The 17,730-nt window shown below is 66.3% G+C and carries 14 protein-coding genes; 7 read left to right on the top strand and 7 right to left on the bottom strand.

The window, feature by feature from the left end:
• Positions 1 to 14: 14 nt before the first annotated feature.
• The gene (xylA, locus tag BMX93_RS11205) at positions 15 to 1,358 is read right to left on the bottom strand and encodes a xylose isomerase (protein WP_218139329.1); all 1,344 of its coding nucleotides are present in this window, start codon (positions 1,356 to 1,358) and stop codon (positions 15 to 17) included.
• A 132-nt stretch (positions 1,359 to 1,490) separates the two neighbouring features.
• Between xylA and BMX93_RS11200 the strand changes: the two genes are divergently transcribed.
• Positions 1,491 to 2,531 (top strand): nucleoside hydrolase, encoded by a 1,041-nt coding sequence (locus BMX93_RS11200; protein ID WP_091971075.1) that lies wholly within the window; start codon positions 1,491 to 1,493, stop codon positions 2,529 to 2,531.
• A 136-nt stretch (positions 2,532 to 2,667) separates the two neighbouring features.
• On the opposite strand, the gene BMX93_RS11195 is transcribed toward BMX93_RS11200, so the two are convergent.
• Positions 2,668 to 3,618, bottom strand: a complete 951-nt coding sequence (locus tag BMX93_RS11195) for a hypothetical protein (RefSeq protein ID WP_091971073.1) — start codon at positions 3,616 to 3,618, stop codon at positions 2,668 to 2,670.
• A gap of 190 nt (positions 3,619 to 3,808) precedes the next feature.
• Complete coding sequence (locus tag BMX93_RS11190; protein WP_091971071.1) at positions 3,809 to 5,296, bottom strand: APC family permease; 1,488 nt, start codon at positions 5,294 to 5,296, stop codon at positions 3,809 to 3,811.
• A 388-nt stretch (positions 5,297 to 5,684) separates the two neighbouring features.
• Here BMX93_RS11190 and BMX93_RS11185 point away from each other — a divergent pair, with 388 nt between their 5' ends.
• A complete protein-coding gene (locus tag BMX93_RS11185) occupies positions 5,685 to 6,764 on the top strand; it encodes a DNA-3-methyladenine glycosylase family protein (protein WP_091971069.1) in 1,080 nt (359 codons plus the stop codon).
• 144 nt (positions 6,765 to 6,908) lie between these two features.
• Here the strand turns inward: BMX93_RS11185 and dnaB are convergent, their stop codons facing one another.
• Positions 6,909 to 8,264 carry a replicative DNA helicase gene (gene dnaB / locus BMX93_RS11180; RefSeq protein ID WP_091971067.1) on the bottom strand — a complete coding sequence of 452 codons (1,356 nt, stop codon included), beginning with the start codon at positions 8,262 to 8,264 and terminating at the stop codon, positions 6,909 to 6,911.
• A gap of 647 nt (positions 8,265 to 8,911) precedes the next feature.
• Here dnaB and BMX93_RS11175 point away from each other — a divergent pair.
• The 5 genes from BMX93_RS11175 (at position 8,912) to BMX93_RS11155 (ending at position 14,325) form a co-directional block, all read left to right on the top strand.
• On the top strand, positions 8,912 to 9,265 hold the full coding sequence (locus BMX93_RS11175) for a metal-sensitive transcriptional regulator (RefSeq protein ID WP_091971065.1): 354 nt from the start codon (positions 8,912 to 8,914) through the stop codon (positions 9,263 to 9,265).
• A gap of 97 nt (positions 9,266 to 9,362) precedes the next feature.
• Complete coding sequence (locus tag BMX93_RS11170; RefSeq protein WP_091971063.1) at positions 9,363 to 9,572, top strand: heavy-metal-associated domain-containing protein; 210 nt, start codon at positions 9,363 to 9,365, stop codon at positions 9,570 to 9,572.
• A 64-nt stretch (positions 9,573 to 9,636) separates the two neighbouring features.
• Positions 9,637 to 11,931 (top strand): heavy metal translocating P-type ATPase, encoded by a 2,295-nt coding sequence (locus tag BMX93_RS11165; protein ID WP_342736235.1) that lies wholly within the window; start codon positions 9,637 to 9,639, stop codon positions 11,929 to 11,931.
• A 70-nt stretch (positions 11,932 to 12,001) separates the two neighbouring features.
• Positions 12,002 to 12,715 (top strand): hypothetical protein, encoded by a 714-nt coding sequence (locus BMX93_RS11160; RefSeq protein WP_091971060.1) that lies wholly within the window; start codon positions 12,002 to 12,004, stop codon positions 12,713 to 12,715.
• Positions 12,716 to 12,891: 176 nt separating this feature from the next.
• Complete coding sequence (locus tag BMX93_RS11155; protein ID WP_091971102.1) at positions 12,892 to 14,325, top strand: amino acid permease; 1,434 nt, start codon at positions 12,892 to 12,894, stop codon at positions 14,323 to 14,325.
• A gap of 49 nt (positions 14,326 to 14,374) precedes the next feature.
• Here the strand turns inward: BMX93_RS11155 and nadE are convergent, their stop codons facing one another.
• From nadE to BMX93_RS11140, 3 genes are read right to left on the bottom strand one after another with little or no spacing between them, the layout of a single operon-like run.
• A complete protein-coding gene (gene nadE / locus BMX93_RS11150) occupies positions 14,375 to 15,364 on the bottom strand; it encodes an NAD(+) synthase (protein ID WP_091971058.1) in 990 nt (329 codons plus the stop codon).
• Complete coding sequence (gene asnB / locus BMX93_RS11145) at positions 15,357 to 17,354, bottom strand: asparagine synthase (glutamine-hydrolyzing) (RefSeq protein ID WP_091971056.1); 1,998 nt, start codon at positions 17,352 to 17,354, stop codon at positions 15,357 to 15,359. Before asnB ends, nadE begins: the two co-directional genes overlap by 8 nt.
• Complete coding sequence (locus BMX93_RS11140) at positions 17,354 to 17,602, bottom strand: hypothetical protein (RefSeq protein ID WP_143052901.1); 249 nt, start codon at positions 17,600 to 17,602, stop codon at positions 17,354 to 17,356. The genes asnB and BMX93_RS11140 overlap by 1 nt, the downstream gene beginning before the upstream one ends.
• Between the last annotated feature and the right edge of the window lie 128 nt (positions 17,603 to 17,730).

The following is a 17,730-nucleotide window of genomic DNA, read 5'->3' as shown; positions in this document are numbered from 1 at the left end:
ATGATGCGTCCAGATCAGTTGAGCGCGGCCACGATGTAGTTGTTGACAGTGGCCTTCACGGCTTCGAGGTGATCGGACGCGGTGGCGGCCAGCAGCTCGGACTGGGGGACGTCGAGGATGGCCTGCTCCAGGCTCGCGAGATCCGCGGAGCCGTCCTCGATGCCGGTGCCCAGTGCACTATGCGTGTAGGAGGCGTAGCGCTCGGCGACGAGATTCTCGATGTACCCGTCCTCGTGGAGCTTGGCGGCGACGAGCAGGCCCGCTGCGAAGCTGTCCATCCCCACGATGTGCGCCTGGAAGAGGTCACGGGCGGTGAACGAGGTGCGGCGTGGCTTGGCGTCGAAGTTCAGGCCGCCGTGCGGCCCGATCGAGCCCTCGGCGAGCACCTCCCACATGGCAGCCGTGGTCTCGTACAGATCGGAGGGGAACTCGTCCATGTCCCAGCCGATGAGCTTGTCACCCTGGTTGGCGTCCAGCGAACCGAGCAGCCCGGCGGCTCGTGCCACTCGGATCTCATGCTGGTAGGAGTGCCCTGCCAGGTTTGCGTGATTGCCCTCGAGATTCAGCTTGAAGTGGTCGACGAGGTCATAGCTGCGCAGGAAGGCGATCGTCGTCGCGGCATCGAAGTCGTACTGGTGGGTGGTGGGTTCCTTCGGCTTCGGCTCGATGAGGAACTGGGCGTCCAGGCCGATCTGTGAGGCATAGTCCACGGCAAGGTGGAAGAAACGGGCCATGTGATCCTGCTCACGACGCAGATCGGTGTTCCACAGGTTCTCATAGCCCTCGCGGCCACCCCAGAAGACGTAGTTCTCGGCGCCGAGACGCTTGGCGATCTCCAGACTGTGCTTGAGCTGGGCGCCGGCATAGGCGAAGATCTTCGCCGACGGGGAGCTTGCGGCGCCGGAGACGAAGCGGGGGTTGGTGAACAGATTCGAGGTGTTCCACAGCAGTTTCACCCCGGTGGCCTTCTGCTGCTCGGCGATCCTGTCGACGACCTTGTCGAGCCTGGCATTCGACTCGCGCAGCGTGTCGCCCTCGGGTGCGATGTCGCGGTCGTGGAAGCAGAAGTATTCCACGCCGAGCTTTTGGTAGAACTCAAAGGCGTAGTCAACCTTGGCCAGGGCCAGATCGAGCGGGTCGGTGTACTTGTCGTAGGGGCGCTGTGCGGTGCCGTCCCCGAACGGATCGGTGAGTCGCTGGTCGAAGGTATGCCAGTAGGCCACCGCGAAGCGCAGCCACTCCTTCATGGGTTTGCCGGCGACCGTGCGCTCCGGCTGGTAGTAGCGGAAGCCGAGCCCCTGTTCGAGCTTCTCGGTACCGACGAAGGGAATCTTCTCGATGTCCCACAGATCAGGCACAGTGCACCCCCGTGTGCAGTCGTCGCGAGAGACCATCCCCCGCTTTTGTTCTACACTAGAACAAAAGCGGGGGATGGCGGCGCTCAGGTCTGCCACGGACAACCCGCGGTGTGTTCGTGTGGGAGGAGCAGGATGACCGGCGTCCTGTGGCGGATCGGCGAGCAACCCTGGCTTCGCGAGCAGTTCGGAGCTCCGCTCATGCGGGTTGTCATCGACAACGACTTCGCCGGCGACCCCGACAACTTCTTCCAGCTTGCGCACCACCTGCTCTCACCCTCGGTGGACATCCGCGCCGTCATCGCCAGTCACCTTCGTGCCGGAGATCCGCTGCACCCCAGCGCTGGCAGTGCCGAGGCGGGACGCCGGGCAGCCGGACGCCTCGCCGAGGTGATGCATGTCGATCTCGCCGGCGAGCTGCTGCGCGGTTGCGATGATGGTCTGGCCGACTGTCACACGGCACGCCCCTCGCCCGCAGCCGAGGCGATCATTGCCGAGGCGATGCGCGACGAGCCGGGGCTTGCGCCGCTGTTCGTGCTGTGTGGAGGGGGCCTCACCGATCTTGCCTGCGCATGGCTGATCGAGCCCGCCATCGCCTCCCGCCTCACCGTGATCTGGATCGGAGGCCCCGAATACGAGGGATCGGCGCCAGGTGTGGCGAGGCGTCCCGAGCCCGAGTACAACCTCATCACGGATCCAGTGGCCGCCCAGGTGGTTCTCAATGACTCGGATCTGCCGCTGTGGCTCGTGCCCCGCGATGTCTACCGGCAGTGTCTGGTGTCGCAGGCGCAACTGCGCACCAGACTGAGCGGCTGCGGCGCCCTTGGCGCCTTCCTCCTCGATGCGCTGGAACGTCGTTTCGATTCGGCTCGGCGGTCCGGTCGCAGCCACGGGGAGACGTACACCCTGGGTGACTCGCCGCTCGTGCTGCTCACGGCCCTGCAGTCGTTCTATGCACCTGAGCCGAGCTCCAGTGACTACGTGGAACGTCCCTGCCCGCAGATAACTGAGCAGGGCCGGTTCACCGGCCAGAATGCGGAGCACCCGATCCGGGTCTACCAGCGACTCGACACAGGGCTGATGGTCGAGGACATGTTCGCGAAATTCGAGGAGTTCGCGCGCTGGCTCGAAGCTGCCAGCCGGTCCGAGTCTGCTGACGGCGCGTCGAGTAGCTGATTCACCACAGGGTGCCGAGCCCCGAGCTGCGCCGTGGTCGGGCTCGCCGAGGTCACTGCTGTGGGGAAGGGCCTGCGTAGCCGGGGTGGAACTGGACCCGCATCCGCTCATCTGGGGACTGCGCTGAAACGAGCGCTCAGGCGCAGTTCACCGCACAGGAGTCGCACCCCAGATCGCACGCTCCCAATGAGGTGGTGTCGATATCGGGCAGGGCCATGAATTGGGTGTCGGTGGTGGAGAAGCTCTCGCAGACCTCGCCGTTGTCGATGCTCACCACATCGGCGCCGAAGGAGAGCTCGATCGGGAGTTTCACGGGCTTGTCGCTGGCCAGCGCCAGCCGGGTCCGGGAGGAGATGCGATGCGTCGTCGAGGAGGCGCTCTTCACGATGATGTCGCCCGAGGTGGCCACATGGACGAGTTCGCCCTGCTCATTGAAACGCACGGAGTTCTGGTCCCCTGCCATCGAGAGCGCATCCACGTCATAGGCCTGCACGAATCCGATGGGAGTGCGCACGGCGATCGGCATGGCCGGCTCGAAGGAGGAGAGGGCGCCATTCGGATGAAGGCGCATGCCCACCCGTGCTCTGAAGGTCCCCGCGGGGGTCCGCAGGGTGACGGTCTCGGAGGGCCACAGGGTGAGGCTCTTGACCTCTCCGCTCGGGTAGAAGCGCACGTTGATGATCTTCGCGCGGAACTCGCCGAAGGAGAACGAGAAGGACCGTGGGGTGGCAAGCCCGAACTCGTCTGCCTCGGTCCAGCCGAAACCGATGTGCCCATTGAGAGGGAAGACGCTGTCGAGCTGGCCGCTCTCGTGGAAGGTGACGAGCTCGGCGCGTATCGGCCCCAGGGTGGTGGGGACGAGGGTCTGCTTCTCCAGGCTGATGGTGCGGATCGCGCCGGAAGGATAGAAGGTCATCGACGTGAGATCCTTGCTGCGCACGGTCGGCTCGGAGAAATGCGGTACAAGATCGCCGCAGCTCGTGTGCACCACATTCGGCTCGTCAAGGCAGCACTCGGCCAGCATCCCGTTGGCGTATTCACTGCGCTGGGTGATGCCGTGAAGGGCAACAGGGATTGCTGTAGGCATGTCGGGATCCTCTTCTGGATGTCAGGCGGTCACGGCGCAGCGGCGGCTGGACGCCTGACCTGTCCCTGACACTAGGCACGAGGAACGGCTATGTCGGCGGGTTTCCGGGATCTTCAAGAGCCTGTAACGCCTGCGAAATCTTGGCCCCGGGTCTGACTGCGCCAGCTCAGGCCGCAGCCCGCGCAGCCGCTCAGCTCACCGACAGCGGGGCCTGCGCTTCCTGCTTGCCGACCAGGGAGTGCCGCCGCGAGTAGCCGAAGTAGATCGCGAAGCCGATCGCCAACCAGACAACGAAACGGATCCAGGTCTCATTGGGCAAGTTGATCATGAGCCACAGGCACGCCAGTGCCGACAGCCATGGCAGCCAGGGTGAGGCGGGGATCTTGAACGGACGGTCCAGATCGGGGCGGGTCTTGCGCAGGATGGGCACCCCGATGCTTACGAGCACGAAGGCTGACAGTGTCCCGATGTTGATCATGTCGGACAGCACGCTGACATTGGTCAGCCCGGCAATCAGGGCGATGACCACGCCAACGCCGATCTGCAGGCGCACCGGTGTGTGGTGCTTCTCGGAGGTCTTGCTGAGGCTGCGCGGAAGCAGCCCGTCGCGGCTCATCGCGAAGACGATGCGGGTGAGGCCCAACAAGAGCACCATGACAACGGTGGTGAGTCCGATGAGGATGCCGATGGTGATGATCTTCGCCGCCCAGCTGGCGCCCACCAGCTCGAAGGCAGTCGCCAGCGAGGGGTTCTCGGTGGCGGCCAGCTGCTTGTAGCTCACCATGCCGGTGATGACGATCGACACCAGGATGTACAGCACGCTGACGACGGTCAGGCCGAGGAGGATGCCGCGCGGCACGGTGCGCTTGGGATCCTTGGCCTCCTCGGCGCTGGTGGCGACGATGTCGAAGCCGATGAAGGCGAAGAAGACCAGTGAGGCGCCCGAGAGGATGCCGAGCACCCCATACTGGCTCGGGCTCGCGCCGGTGAGCCATGAGAACAGCGACTGCTGGAGAACTGCCGTCTGCGCGGTGTTGGGCTGGGAGGCGGGGATGAACGGCGTGAAGTTCGCAGGCTTGAGATAGGTGAAACCGACGATGATGACGAACACCACGATGCTCACCTTGAGGATCGTGAAGGCGGCATTGACGCGACTGGAGAGCTTGGTTCCCAGGGCCAGCAGGACGGTGAAGGCAGCGACGATGAGCACCGGTCCCCAGTCCAGCTTGAGGGGGCCGATGGCGACGGTGGTGGGCACGTCGACCCCGAACAGCGCGAATGCCTGGCTGAGGTAGATGCCCCAATACTTGGCGATGACCGAGCCCGCCATGAGCGTTTCGAGAATGAGATCCCAGCCGATGATCCAGGCGAGCAACTCGCCCATCGTCGAATAGGTGAAGGTGTAGGCCGATCCTGCCACCGGAATCGACGAGGCGAACTCGGCGTAACACATGATCGCTAGGCCGCACACGACGGCAGCCATGAGGAAGGAGATAATGACGGCGGGTCCTGCATGGTCGGCAGCTGCCTGGGCGCCCACGGAGAAGATGCCGGCGCCCACGGCCACGGCGATACCCATGACTGCGAGGTCGAGTACTCCCAGACTGCGCTTGAGGCTGTGGCCCACTTCAAGGGTCTCGTCGAGCGATTGCTCAACGGGCTTGATGCGTCTGCTCATGATCTGTGCTCTCGTAGTCGATGACGGACCGGCTGTGTACCGGCAGTGCTTCCCCGGACAGCGCCGTGGAGCACCTGAAGGGTAGCTACCCAGCTCGGGGCCGGACCAGGGGATCGACGGATGGACACGCCTGCGACGAGTGCGGCCCAGTCCTCGCGCGAGACCCCTGGCCGCGCCGGTTTCAGCCGATCACCGCGGTGTAGTTACATGTGTGTAAGTAATCCACACTGTGGACAACTTCTGTGGACAAGTACCTTTTCCGCTGCTTTCCGGCTCTCGCGGCCCTGTGGCCCCACCCGGTGGAACCGGGCGAGCTGGTGAAAACCGTGTGCACAGGGGCGGCCAATCGTTGGGAGAAATGTCGTGGTCGGTGCCTAGGGTGGCTGGCATGTCCACGACTGCAGCCCGCCGGCTCGCCGCATCCGATCTCGCAGGCGAGCCCCTCGCAATGCGTGCACCCGGCGCAAGCGCTCCCGGGGTCGGGTCGGCCTCCCAGTCCGCCTGCGATGCTCATGGAGTGGTCGTCGGCGCCGCCGGCCGGCTCGACACGATTCTTGGCCACCTTGCCAAGGGCCCTGTCGATCCCACCCACCGACGGGTCGGACGCCAGCACTGGTTCAGGGCCACCAGGGCAGCGGGAGGCCCGGCCCTCGTGGAACTCTTCGACGTCGAGCGCGACACCTGGGTGCGCTCCTGGGGCCCGGGCGCCGTCAGCGCGGTGCAGCAGGCCCCGCGATTGCTCGGATGCGACGACGATCCGACCGGCTTCGGTGCCCTGACAGACCGCTGTGAACTGGTTCGGCGTGCTCACCATGAGCATCCCAATCTGCGCATCGGCGCCACCGACAATCTGGCCGAGGCCCTTGCCCCGGCCGCGATCGAGCAGAAGGTCACGGGCCCCGAGGCCTTCGGCGGGCTGCGGCGGCTGTGGCGGCGCTATGGCGAGGCTGCTCCCGGGCCTGCCTCGTCCGAGGGTCATCGTGCCCATGGCATGCTCGTGCCGCCTGCACCGCAGACCTGGGCGCAGATCCCGAGCTTCGAGTTCACCAGGGCTGGGGTGGATGCCCGGCGGGCCGCCGTGCTGGTGCGGGCCATGACGCGCCTTCCCAGTCTGGACAGGGCCCTGCGGGCTGCTCCCGACAACGCCGAGCGGGCTCGCCTGCTGCAGACCCTGCCCGGTATCGGTCCGTGGACGGCGGCCAAGGTGATGCAGTGGGCCTATGGCGATGCGGATGCCTGGAGCACGGGCGACTATCACGCCCCCGGCCTCATCTCGCTGGCACTGTGCGGGCGCCGGCTCGACAACGACGGTGCCGAGGAACTGCTGCGTCCCTACGCAGGCCACCGCTTCCGGGTGGAACTCCTCGTCGTGGGCATGGTCGCGAAAGGTTCCCGCCGTGGGCCACGCATGAGCCTGCCTGGCCATGTTCCAGGGGTGGCGCCGCGCGCGGCCCTCGCACGGGGCTGAGCGACTGCCCTGCCGTCTGACGCCACGCCAATCCAGCGTCCCATCGACCTGAAGGCGATGAGGGGCACCATGGGCCCGGTGCCCGCTGCCCGATTGCCTCGGACAGGCCTCGACGGAGAGCTCACGGAATGCTCATCCCGAGGCTCAGTCCTGCATGTCGACGAAGCGGCTGTAGTGGCCCTGGAATGCCGTGGTGATGGTGGCGGTCGGCCCATTGCGATGCTTGGCGACAATGAAGTCGGCCTCCCCCGCACGGGCACTGTCACGGTCGTAGACATCCTCGCGGTGCAAGAGAATGACCACGTCGGCGTCCTGCTCGAGCGAGCCGGACTCGCGCAGATCGCTGAGCATCGGCTTCTTGTCATTGCGCTGCTCGGGGCCGCGGTTCAGCTGGCACAGCGCTACCACCGGAATCTCCAGTTCCTTGGCGAGCAGCTTGATCTGGCGGCTGAACTCGCTCACCTCAACCTGGCGGCTCTCCACCTTGCGCCCCGAGGTCATGAGCTGCAGGTAGTCGATGATGACGAGTTTCAGATCGTTGCGTTGCTTGAGCCGGCGTGCCTTGGCGCGGATCTCCATCATCGTGAGATTCGGCGAGTCGTCGATGTACAGCGGTGCTTCCTGCACGATTCCGGTCTTGCGGACAATCTGCTGCCAGTCGTCCTCGCTCATCTTCCCGTTGCGAATGTGGTTGAGCGCAACCCCGGCCTCGGCGCTCAGCAGCCGCATGACAAGTTCGGTCTGGCTCATCTCCAGACTGAAATAGGCGGTGGTGAGGTGGTTCTGCACTGCCGCTGAACGGGCGAAGTCCAGCGCCAGGGTGGATTTCCCGACGGCCGGGCGGGCTGCCACGATGACCATCTGGCCCGGATGCAGACCATTGGTGAGCTCATCGAGATCGACGAAACCGGTGGGTACCCCCGACATCACGCCGGTGTGCGATTCGATCGCCTCCATCTCGTCGATGGTGGGCTCCAGCAATTCCTTGAGCGACTTGTAGTCCTCGCTCGTCTTGGACTCGTTGACCTCGTAGATCGCCTGCTGGGCGGCGTCGACGATGTCGGGCACATCGCCGGCGCCCTGGTAGCCCAGCTGGGCGATCTTGATACTGGCGTCCACCAGCCGGCGCAGCACTGCCTTGTCGTGAACGATCTGCGCGTAGTACGAGGCATTGGCCGCGATCGACACGCTGGACATGAGATCGACCAGGTAGACGCGTCCGCCGATCCGATTGAGTTCGCCGCGCTTGTCCAGTTCAGCGGCGACCGTCACGGCATCCGCGGGTTCGCCGTGCCCGTACAGATCGAGAATGGCCTCGTAGATGGCCTCATGGGCGGGACGGTAGAAGTCGGCAGAGCGCAACTGCTCCACGACATCGGCGATGGCGTCCTTGCTCATGAGCATGGCTCCGAGGACGCTCTGCTCGGCATCGATGTCCTGGGGCGGGGTGCGGTCGAGACCGGCCAGTGGCTCGTCGCCGGCGGACACTGGAGCGCTCATAGCCTGCCTCCCGTCCGCTCGTTCGGATGACACCAGGGGCGCCGGTGCACCGACCGGTCCCTCACGATAGCCGCCGGCCGATCATAGCCACCGGCGAGGGCACGACAGCCGCCGGCGGGCGGCAACCGCCGACGAGGGCCAAGACCTGCCCACGAGTGCCGTCCGGACCGTCTGGGACGGCCCACGATAGACCCCCTGCCAGGGCTCGGCAAGCCGGTTTGTCCACAGGGGCTGTGGACAGCGCGGAATCGGTGTGGATCCCTGCGGAGTGTCGGCCCTCCGGCTGTGTACATGGATGTGCACAAGTCGGCAGTCAACTCAGTGAAATCGCCCTGACAAGCACCGATGAATGATTCTCGAGAATTCTCGGTATGTCTGGACCAGGGCTCGACAGCTCATTCCCAGCGCTGGGGAGCGGCTGGCGAGCCCAGCAGAACACCCCGGCAGGCGTACTCGTGCACATGCCATGTGGATATCTGTGGTTCGTCCCCACCGGATCCTCATCGCGGCGGGGGGCAGCCATGGGATGCCGACGTCCATGATCATCGAGCGTTCTGCAGCCGGCCATCGTCCATACCCCCCAGGGGTATTTGATCGTACCCCCCGGGGGTATTACTCTGGGCCATGTGAGCGAGGACACGGCAGCCATGATCAACGGGCCCCTGATCAACGAGCCCCAGCAGCCCGGCCAGTGCGGCTGCGCCGACGAGAGCCATCATCACCATGGCTATCTCGACAACCAGGAGAGCTATCTCAAGCGCCTGCGTCGGATCGAAGGCCAGGTCCGGGGCCTGCAGAAGATGGTCGTCGACGAGAAATACTGCATCGACATCCTCACCCAGATCTCGGCCACCACGAAAGCGCTGCAGTCGGTGGCCCTGGCAATGCTCGACGAGCACATGAGCACCTGCGTCGTACGGGCAGCCCGCCACGGCGGCGACGAGGCCGAGATCAAACTGGCCGAGGCCAGCGATGCCATCGCTCGGCTCGTCCGCTCATGATCGGCAAGGCCGTCGAGGCCTGCTGAAATCCGCCGCCATGGCGGCAGGGAGAACAACACAATCCCGCCCATCCGGGCGGCACAGCACAGGAGGAACGATGATCAGCAACTACACCGTCAGCGGAATGACCTGCGGACACTGCGTCAGTCATGTCACCGAGGAGGTCTCGGCGCTCAAGGGTGTCGATGACGTCGTCGTGACCCTCGACGACGGGAAGATGGTCATCACGAGCGCCGAGCCGGTTGACTTCGACGCAGTGCGCGAGGCGGTCTCTGAGGCCGGCGACTACCAGGTGAGCCTCGCCTGAGCGCTGGCCCGCGCGATGGCGGGCCCTATGAGCACGACGCACCTCTTGGACGGGAAGGCCGGATATGACCGACACGATGGACCGGACCCGGATCGACGCAGACACCCGGATGAGGACGGGTGTGGACAATCTGCGCACCATTGACCTCGATGTCTCGGGAATGACCTGCGCGTCCTGCGCAGCTCGGATCCAGAAGAAGCTGAACAAGGTCGACGGCGTCCAGGCCGCGGTCAACTACGCCACGAACAAGGCCCATGTGCTGGCGCCCAGTGCCACCGGCGTCGACGAGCTGATCGAGGTCGTGCGCAATGCCGGCTACGACGCCAGTCTCCCCGACCCCACCGTGGACGAGGAGGCGGTGGCCCAGGCCCGTAGCGATGCCCTGCGGCGCCGGCTCATCGTCTCGGCGGTGCTGGCAATTCCAGTGGTGGCGATGGCCATGATCAGCCCACTGCAGTTCCCGGGCTGGCAGTGGCTGAGCCTGGTGCTGGCCACGCCCGTGGTGCTCTGGGGGGGCTGGCAGTTCCACAAGTCGGCATGGGTGAACCTCACACACGGCTCCTCGACGATGGACACCCTCATCAGCGTCGGAACGCTGGCCGCCTATCTGTGGAGCGTCATCTGCCTGGTGTTCGGCAGCGCCGGACGTATCGGCATGCGCCACGAGTTCAGCCTGCACCTGATGGCCTCCGACTCGCTGAACACGGTCTACTTCGAGGCCGCCTGCGGAACGATCACCTTCATCCTGCTGGGCCGCTGGATCGAGGCGCGCTCGCGGCGCCAGGCCGGCTCGGCGCTGCGCGAGCTGCTCAAGCTCGGTGCCAAGCGGGTCAGGCTCCTGGGTCCCGACGGCACCGAGACCATGGCGCCCATCGAAGCCCTCACGGTCGGCCAGTCCTTCGTCGTGCGTCCGGGCGAGAAGATCCCCAGCGACGGAATCGTGCGCGAAGGCCGTTCCGACGTGGATGCGCATGTCATTACCGGCGAATCGGTGCCCGTCGAGGTCGGTCCCGGTGACCACGTGGTCGGCGCCACGCTCAACACAGTGGGCCGGCTGGTCGTCGAGGCCACTGCCGTGGGCTCCGACACCCAGCTCGCCCATATCGCCTCACTGGTCGAACAGGCCCAGACCGGCAAGTCGAATGCCCAGCAGCTGGCCGACAGGATCGCCGGTGTCTTCGTGCCGGTCGTCTTCGGCATCGCCGCGCTCACCTTCCTCGCCTGGTTGCTCACCGGCGCCGGGCTGGGCTTCGCGGTGACGGCCGGCGTCGCCGTCCTCATCATCAGCTGCCCCTGCGCGCTCGGCCTGGCCACCCCTACCGCTCTGCTCGCCGGCACCGGGCGGGGGGCCCAGCTGGGCATCGTCATCCGTGGCCCGCACGCTCTGGAGCAGGCTCGGGCGATCGACACCGTCGTCGTGGACAAGACCGGCACCCTGACCAAGGGCGAGATGGCGGTCCAGGACATCTTCGCAGGCTCGGGGCACGATCGCGAGGAGGTGCTCGCCCTGGCCGCGGGTCTCGAATCGGGCTCGGAGCACCCCATCGCCCAGGCCATCGTCGCTGCCGCCCAGGCGCATGCCGCGAGCTCGCCGCAGCATATCGAGGACTTCACGATCCTGCCCGGCCTGGGCGTGCAGGCCCGCGTCGAGGGTCTCCAGGCCTTCGCCGGGAACGCCCGGCTGATGGCTGATCAGGGGCTGGGCATACCCTTGCAGCTTCGCGAGAGCGCGGACCAGGCATCGACCGAGGGTGCCAGTGTGGTCTTCGTCGCGCACCGTGCAGCGGTGATCGGGCTGGTCACGGTGAACGACGAGCTGTCCGAGAACTCGGCCAACGCGGTGCGGCTGTTCGGCAGGTTGGGGCTGCGCACCGTCATGCTCACCGGTGACAACGAGCGAGCGGCGCACCACATGGCCTCGCGCGTGGGCATCGACGAGGTGCACGCCCACGTGCTGCCCGACCAGAAGATGGCGGTCATCACCGAGTTGCAGAAGAACGGGCGGCGCGTGGCGATGGTCGGTGACGGTGTCAATGACGCGGCTGCCCTCGCGCAGAGCAATCTGGGCATCGCCATGGGCTCGGGTACCGATGCCGCCATCGCCGCCAGCGATTTGACGCTCATGCGCCACGACCTCATGCTCGCCGTCGACGCCATCCGGCTGTCCCGGGCAACGCTGCGAACCATCAACGGCAACCTGTTCTGGGCCTTCTTCTACAACGTCTGCGCCATTCCGATCGCCGCCTTCGGTCTGCTCAACCCAATGATCGCCGGTGCCGCGATGGCCTTCAGCTCGGTCTTCGTGGTGACCAACAGCCTGCGCCTGCGGCGCTTCCGGCCTACCCTCGTCGCCGAGTAGTGTCGGCACGGCCAGCCCGGTGCTGCGTGTGCACCGGGCCCATCCGCCAGAAGAACAACAGGAGCACGCGATGGCCGAGCAGACGAGTGATCATCCGTACACCGGGAAGTGGTGGGGTGATCCCGATGTGCGGGCCTACCCCGACCCGATCCCGGGTCCCGACGGAGCAATCCACCGCCAGCCCTTCACCGTCACGCTCAGCTGGTTCGATTCGTGGGATCTCAGCCGGCGCGTCCTGCTCGCCGACGCCCAGGCCGTCGAAAGCGGCCAGCACGTCAAGGACAGCCCCGAGAGCAACTGGCTGAACTACGGGCTGACCTTCCTGTGCCAGTTCGTGGGATCTGTCAGCCTTGCTTGCGGCATGCTCACGGAGATCACCGGGCGGGTCCAGCAGGCGATCGACAGCCATGAGCCCGTCGTCATTCCCGATTGGCTCGCCGAGCAGGGCGCGGGGATGGCCTCCGGCGAACTGCCCGCGCTGGCCGCCGGGTATCTCACCCAGCGCATGGTGCATGACGCCGACGAGCACGACGAGGTGGCCTCGCGCGCCTACGGAATGCTGGCCATCCGCGCTGCCTTGGTCGGGGCCCGTGACGAGTTCCACGAGCTCGTCAACGAGGAGACCGAGCCCGAGTGGTTCGTGCCGGGCGTCCAGGATGCCTGTATCGCCGTGTCTGTCCTGTGCGCCGGGATCGGCTGGGGCGAGGAGCTCGCGCCCTCGAAGGTCGTCGAGGCCACTCGCTATGTGTGGCCCGGGGAGCGGGTCATCGAGCTGCTGCGCTGAGCGGGCGTCGCCCGCGCGGGCCAGCGGGTGAAGCAGGTTCGCCGCGTCGTAGTCTGTCGCGTGCGTCCGCCCCGGTGGCGGAGCGCGGCAGCTCTCAGGCAGCGTTCTGCCGATGAGCGTCGGGGTTCTGCCATCACCGACGCTTGGGGGTGCCCGGTGATGTGGAGGAGCAGTTCATGGGTGTCATGAGGAAGAAGAGCATCGAGTCGCTGCTTGCGCACGCCACGCCATTGCGGCGCACCCTGCGCACCTGGGATCTGACGATGCTCGGGATCGGCGCCATCATCGGCACCGGGATCTTCGTCTTGACCGGTAAGGGGGCTCTCACCGCAGGCCCTGCGCTGTCCGTGTCGTTCCTCATCGCTGCCGTCTGCTGTGGCTTCGCGGCCCTGTGCTATGCCGAGTTCGCGTCCATGGTGCCGGTGGCCGGTTCCGCGTACACCTACGCCTATGTCTCCTTCGGCGAGATCGTCGCCTTCATCATCGGATGGGATCTCATCCTCGAGTACGCGTTGACCGCAGCCACCGTGTCGGCGGGCTGGTCGGGTTATTTCCTCGACCTGCTGTCCAGCGCAGGAATCCACCTGCCGACGGCGCTCACCGCAGCCGAGGGGACGACGCCCGGGGTGCATACCGTCTTCAATCTTCCGGCCTTCGTCATCGTGCTGGTCGTCACGGCCGTCATCTCCGTGGGCATCAACCAGACCCGGCGGGTGAACTCGGTCCTGGTGGCCGTCAAGCTGGCCGTCATCGTGGCGTTCATCGCATTCACGGTGTGGTTCGTCAGGCCCCGCAACTGGCAGCCCTTCTCGCCCTATGGCCTGTACTCCTTCCACGGGGGCACCGCCGCCGGGATCATTCCCGCCGCCTCGATCGTCTTCTTCTCCTTCGTCGGCTTCGACGCGGTGTCCTCCAGCGCCGAGGAGACCATCAATCCGACCAAGACGCTACCGCGGGGCATCATGGCCTCGCTGGGCATCTCCACCGCGCTCTACATCGTCATGACGCTCATCATGACTGGCGTCGTGCCCTATCCCGAGTTCGCCCATTACCTCAACGCCCCCGTGCTCGCCGTGCTGCACGCCACCGGCCAGGCCTGGCTGGCGGTCATCGTGAGCATCGGCGCCATCCTCGGCATGACGACCGTCATTCTCGTGATGCTCTACGGCCAGTCGCGGATCTGCTACTCGATGTCGCGCGATGGCCTGTTCCCGAAGTTCTTCGGCCAGGTCAGCCCGCGCTTTCGGACGCCCTTCAAGGGCACCTGGTTCTTCGGGATCGTCACCGCTCTGGCCGGCGGCTTCGTCAATCTCAACATCTTGTCCGAGCTCGTGAACATCGGGACGCTCGCCGCGTTCGTGCTTGTCTCGGCCGGTGTGCTGTGGATGCGGCATACGAGACCCGAGCTGCACCGCGGCTTCCGTGCGCCGGGCGTGCCCTACACACCCCTCATCGCCATCGCCTTCTGCCTTCTGCTCATCGCCGGTCTCAACTGGCAGACCTGGGTGCGCTTCCTCATCTGGTTCGCCCTTGGCATGGTGATCTACCTGAGCTACGGCAGGCGCCACTCCATGCTCAACGCCGCCCAGCAGGAAGCGGTCTCGGTCTGAGTCGGTGTTGGCGCCGGTCTCGTTGCGGGCCGCCTTCGGTGTGAGGCCTTCAGCCCACCTCGGGAACCTCCCGCGCCACAGCGGCGGACAGATGCAGATAGCGCGTCGTGGCGCGCTTCTGGTCGATGTCGCGGAACACCCGCTCCACCTGCTCGCCGCTCAGCCCACTCGCGCGGGAGATCTCGCTGATCGCGATGCCATTGTTCTTTCCGTACAGGCACAGGTCCATCAGCTCATAGGGCAGCGAGAAGTAGAACTCCTCCTGGGACTGTGGCATCGAATAGGTGTCGGTCGTGGAGGGTCGGGCGCGGATCTGCTGCGGCACCCCCAGGTACTCGGCAAGTTGGTACACCTGTGACTTGTACAGATGGGCGATCGGCTTCACGTCCGCGGCGCCGTCGCCGAGCTTGACGAAGAAGCCCTGGTCGTACTCGAGCCGATTCGGGGTGCCCGCCACGACGAAGTTGAGACGGTCGGCGTGGTGGTAGGCAAGCATGGCCCGGACGCGCTGCTTGAAATTCGTCGCCGCGACGATGCCCAAATAGGACTCCGTGCTGAGCCGATGGGTGGACTGCGTGCCGTCGGGGCGGCGCACCACGATCGAGAAGAGCCGCAGCGAGTCGGAATCCACCACGCTGGGCAGCACGATCTTCGAGAGCCATCCCTCGGTGTACTCGGGACAGACCAGCCGGATCGCGTCGTCGCGGCGCCGGTAGCAGCCGGCTGCATCGAGAATGCCGGAGATCTCCTCCAGCTGCGAATCGATGCCCAGGTGGTCGGCGAGCAGACGGCTGAGCGTGAGAGTCTGCGAGGAGGACTCCTTCTCCGGCATGTGCAGCCCGAAGACTCGCTGGGGCCCGAGCACCCGCGCACACAGCGCTGCCACGACACTGGAATCGATTCCCCCCGACAGTGCCACCACCACGCCGCGTCGCTTGGACGAGGCGAGATAGCCGGTGAGCATCTCGGCGACCCGGGAGACCTCCGCTTCGGGATCGATGCGCAGGCTTGCCGGCCCGAAATCGGTGTGCTCAGTCATGCGGACTCTCCTTCGGTGTCAGGGTGATGACGCTCATCGGCGATTGGCCGGACGGCCTCGGACGCCGAGTTGAGGCGAGCAGACCGTGGCACAGCAGCTGGGTAGAGAGCACGCCCAGAACGCGCATGTTGTCGGTGTTGCCGAGCCGTCGGCCCCGGGCAGCCCGGCACTTGTCGAAGAGCCCCTTCACCGCAGCGGGCTCGAAGACACCGGTCTTGCGCAGCGCGGATGGTGAGCTCACCTCACCGATCCAATCCGGCTCGCCGCGGTCCGGGAAGAAACTAGTGGCGTCGGGGGAGCGGTAAGGCTGCTTGGCGCGGTGCAGGATCGAGGGCGGGACCAGGTCGGCGAAGGCCAGCTTGAGCAGATGCTTCTCGTCGAGGCCGAATAGCTTGTGGCGGGCTGGCAGGGCGTTGGCGAAGGAGACCACATCGGGATCGAGGAAGGGGAAGCGTCCCTCCACCGAGTTCGCCATGAGCATCCGGTCGCCCTGGGAGGAGAGGATGTAGCCGGGCAGCACAGTGGTCATCTCGAGCCACTGGGCGCGGGCGAGCGCATCCCAGCCACCGCTGCCAGCCGGCAGCGCGTCGGCCAGCCGGGCGGGATCGGCCGGCCCGGGCGCAGCGCGACGCCACGGCGTGGTGAGCAGATACTTCAGCGCGGCGGTGGACTCCCAGCGTGGACGATGCGACAGGGCCGGGTCGGCGCCATCGAGGTTCATGGCGAAGAAGCCCCGCGCGAACGGGGGTGCGGCCCCGGGCCCTCGAGCCATCCACGGGTAGAGGAGCTCGGCGGCCCGCGAGCGCATGGCCGAATCCGGGTCGCGCGCCCAGAACTGCCGCACCCGGGCTTCGCGGTAGATGTCGTAACCGCCGAGCACCTCGTCGGCCCCCTCACCGGTCACCACCACCTTGAAGCCTTTCTGGTGCACCAGCTCGGACAGCAGCAGGAGCGGCGCCGGGGCTGCACGCAGCAGTACGGTCTCGGCCTGCTGGACCACCTGCGGGAAGATCTCGGCGATCTGGCGGGTGCGCACCACGATCTCGTGGTGCTCGGTGCCCAGCCTTTCCACCATCTCGTGCTGGTGGCGGCTCTCGTCGAAGTCGGCGTCCTCGAAGCGCAGCGAGAAGGTGCTCAGAGGCGCCTGGGTGTAGCCGGCGAGCACGGCGGCGATCACCGAGGAATCGATGCCCCCGGACAGATAGGCGCCCACTGGTACATCGGCGCGCTGGAAGCGCAGCCGGCTCGCCTGCACGAGGCGCTCGCGCAGCAGGGCGGCGTTCTCGGTGAGATCCTGGCCCGGTTCCGAACCGGCGGGCGGGAATCTGTCCGTCCAGTAGCGAACGACGTTGAGCTCACCGGCCTGCAGGACCGCATAGTGGGCTGGGGGCAGCTGGTCGATGCCACGGAAGACGGTGGCCGGAGCCACCGTGGACCAGTAGCTGAAGACCTGGTCGAGTCCGTCGGGATCGAGGGCGCGCGGCACCTGCGGGTCGGCGAACAGCGCGGCCACCTGCGAGGCGAAGACGAGACGGTCGGCCAGCCGGGCATAGAACAGCGGGCAGATGCCCACCCGGTCGCGCGCCAGCACAAGACGCTCGCTGCGAGTGTCCCACAGCGCGAAGGCCCACTGGCCGTTGAAGCGCGTGAGGCAGCCGGGCCCCCACTGCTCCCAGGCGTGCACGATCACCTCGGAGTCGCTGGCGGTGGCGAACCGGTGACCCAGTGCGCGCAGCTGCTCGGCGAGCTCGACGTAGTTGAAGATCTCGCCGTTGAAGCTGAGCCATAGCGTGCGGTCCTCATTGCTCAATGGCTGCGCACCGCCGACGGCGTCGATGATCGCGAGCCGGGCATGGCCGAGTGCGGCAGCTCGGTCGATCAGCAGCCCGCTCGCCTCGGGGCCGCGGTGGTGCATCGTGGCGACCATGTCCGCCAGCACCTCGCGCCGCGGCGGGATGCCGGCCGTCACGACACCACAGATGCCGCACATCAGCCCAGCCCCAGGCGCGTGCGGACGAAATCCCCGACGGCAGTCGGGGAGCCCATGAGCTCGGCGGTGATCTCCTCGTCGCGCACGGAGATCGCGAAGACGTCCTCGAGGAAGATGGCAGTGGCGATCAGATCGAGGTGGGCGTCGCCGGTGCGCGGTGGACTGGCGTCGAACTCGGCCAGCACCCGGGCGACCCAGCGGGGGTCGGTGGCCATCGGGAGTTCACCCGCCGGTTTTTTCGCTGACATAGCGGGTGAGATTGTCGATGCTGCCGAGGTTTCCGGGCTCATCCCAATCGAGGGTGTAGTTGGGGTCTGAATCCGCCTGTCTCGAGCAGGCTTCTGGCGATGTAGTTGGTGAGGTTGCGGAAGCCCAG

The sequence above is a fragment of the Propionibacterium cyclohexanicum genome (assembly GCF_900111365.1).
GTDB classification, from domain to species: domain Bacteria; phylum Actinomycetota; class Actinomycetes; order Propionibacteriales; family Propionibacteriaceae; genus Propionibacterium; species Propionibacterium cyclohexanicum.
This window is presented reverse-complemented; position numbering and strand designations above follow the sequence as displayed.

Coding starts and splice junctions, on each gene's coding strand:
- BMX93_RS11195 (WP_091971073.1), bottom strand. CDS start 3,618: ATGCCTACAGCAATCCCTGTTGCCCTTCACGGCATCACCCAGCGCAGT.
- BMX93_RS11200 (WP_091971075.1), top strand. CDS start 1,491: ATGACCGGCGTCCTGTGGCGGATCGGCGAGCAACCCTGGCTTCGCGAG.
- BMX93_RS11185 (WP_091971069.1), top strand. CDS start 5,685: ATGTCCACGACTGCAGCCCGCCGGCTCGCCGCATCCGATCTCGCAGGC.
- BMX93_RS11155 (WP_091971102.1), top strand. CDS start 12,892: ATGGGTGTCATGAGGAAGAAGAGCATCGAGTCGCTGCTTGCGCACGCC.
- BMX93_RS11170 (WP_091971063.1), top strand. CDS start 9,363: ATGATCAGCAACTACACCGTCAGCGGAATGACCTGCGGACACTGCGTC.
- BMX93_RS11190 (WP_091971071.1), bottom strand. CDS start 5,296: ATGAGCAGACGCATCAAGCCCGTTGAGCAATCGCTCGACGAGACCCTT.
- dnaB (WP_091971067.1), bottom strand. CDS start 8,264: ATGAGCGCTCCAGTGTCCGCCGGCGACGAGCCACTGGCCGGTCTCGAC.
- asnB (WP_091971056.1), bottom strand. CDS start 17,354: ATGTGCGGCATCTGTGGTGTCGTGACGGCCGGCATCCCGCCGCGGCGC.
- BMX93_RS11160 (WP_091971060.1), top strand. CDS start 12,002: ATGGCCGAGCAGACGAGTGATCATCCGTACACCGGGAAGTGGTGGGGT.
- BMX93_RS11175 (WP_091971065.1), top strand. CDS start 8,912: ATGATCAACGGGCCCCTGATCAACGAGCCCCAGCAGCCCGGCCAGTGC.
- BMX93_RS11165 (WP_342736235.1), top strand. CDS start 9,637: ATGACCGACACGATGGACCGGACCCGGATCGACGCAGACACCCGGATG.
- BMX93_RS11140 (WP_143052901.1), bottom strand. CDS start 17,602: ATGTCAGCGAAAAAACCGGCGGGTGAACTCCCGATGGCCACCGACCCC.
- nadE (WP_091971058.1), bottom strand. CDS start 15,364: ATGACTGAGCACACCGATTTCGGGCCGGCAAGCCTGCGCATCGATCCC.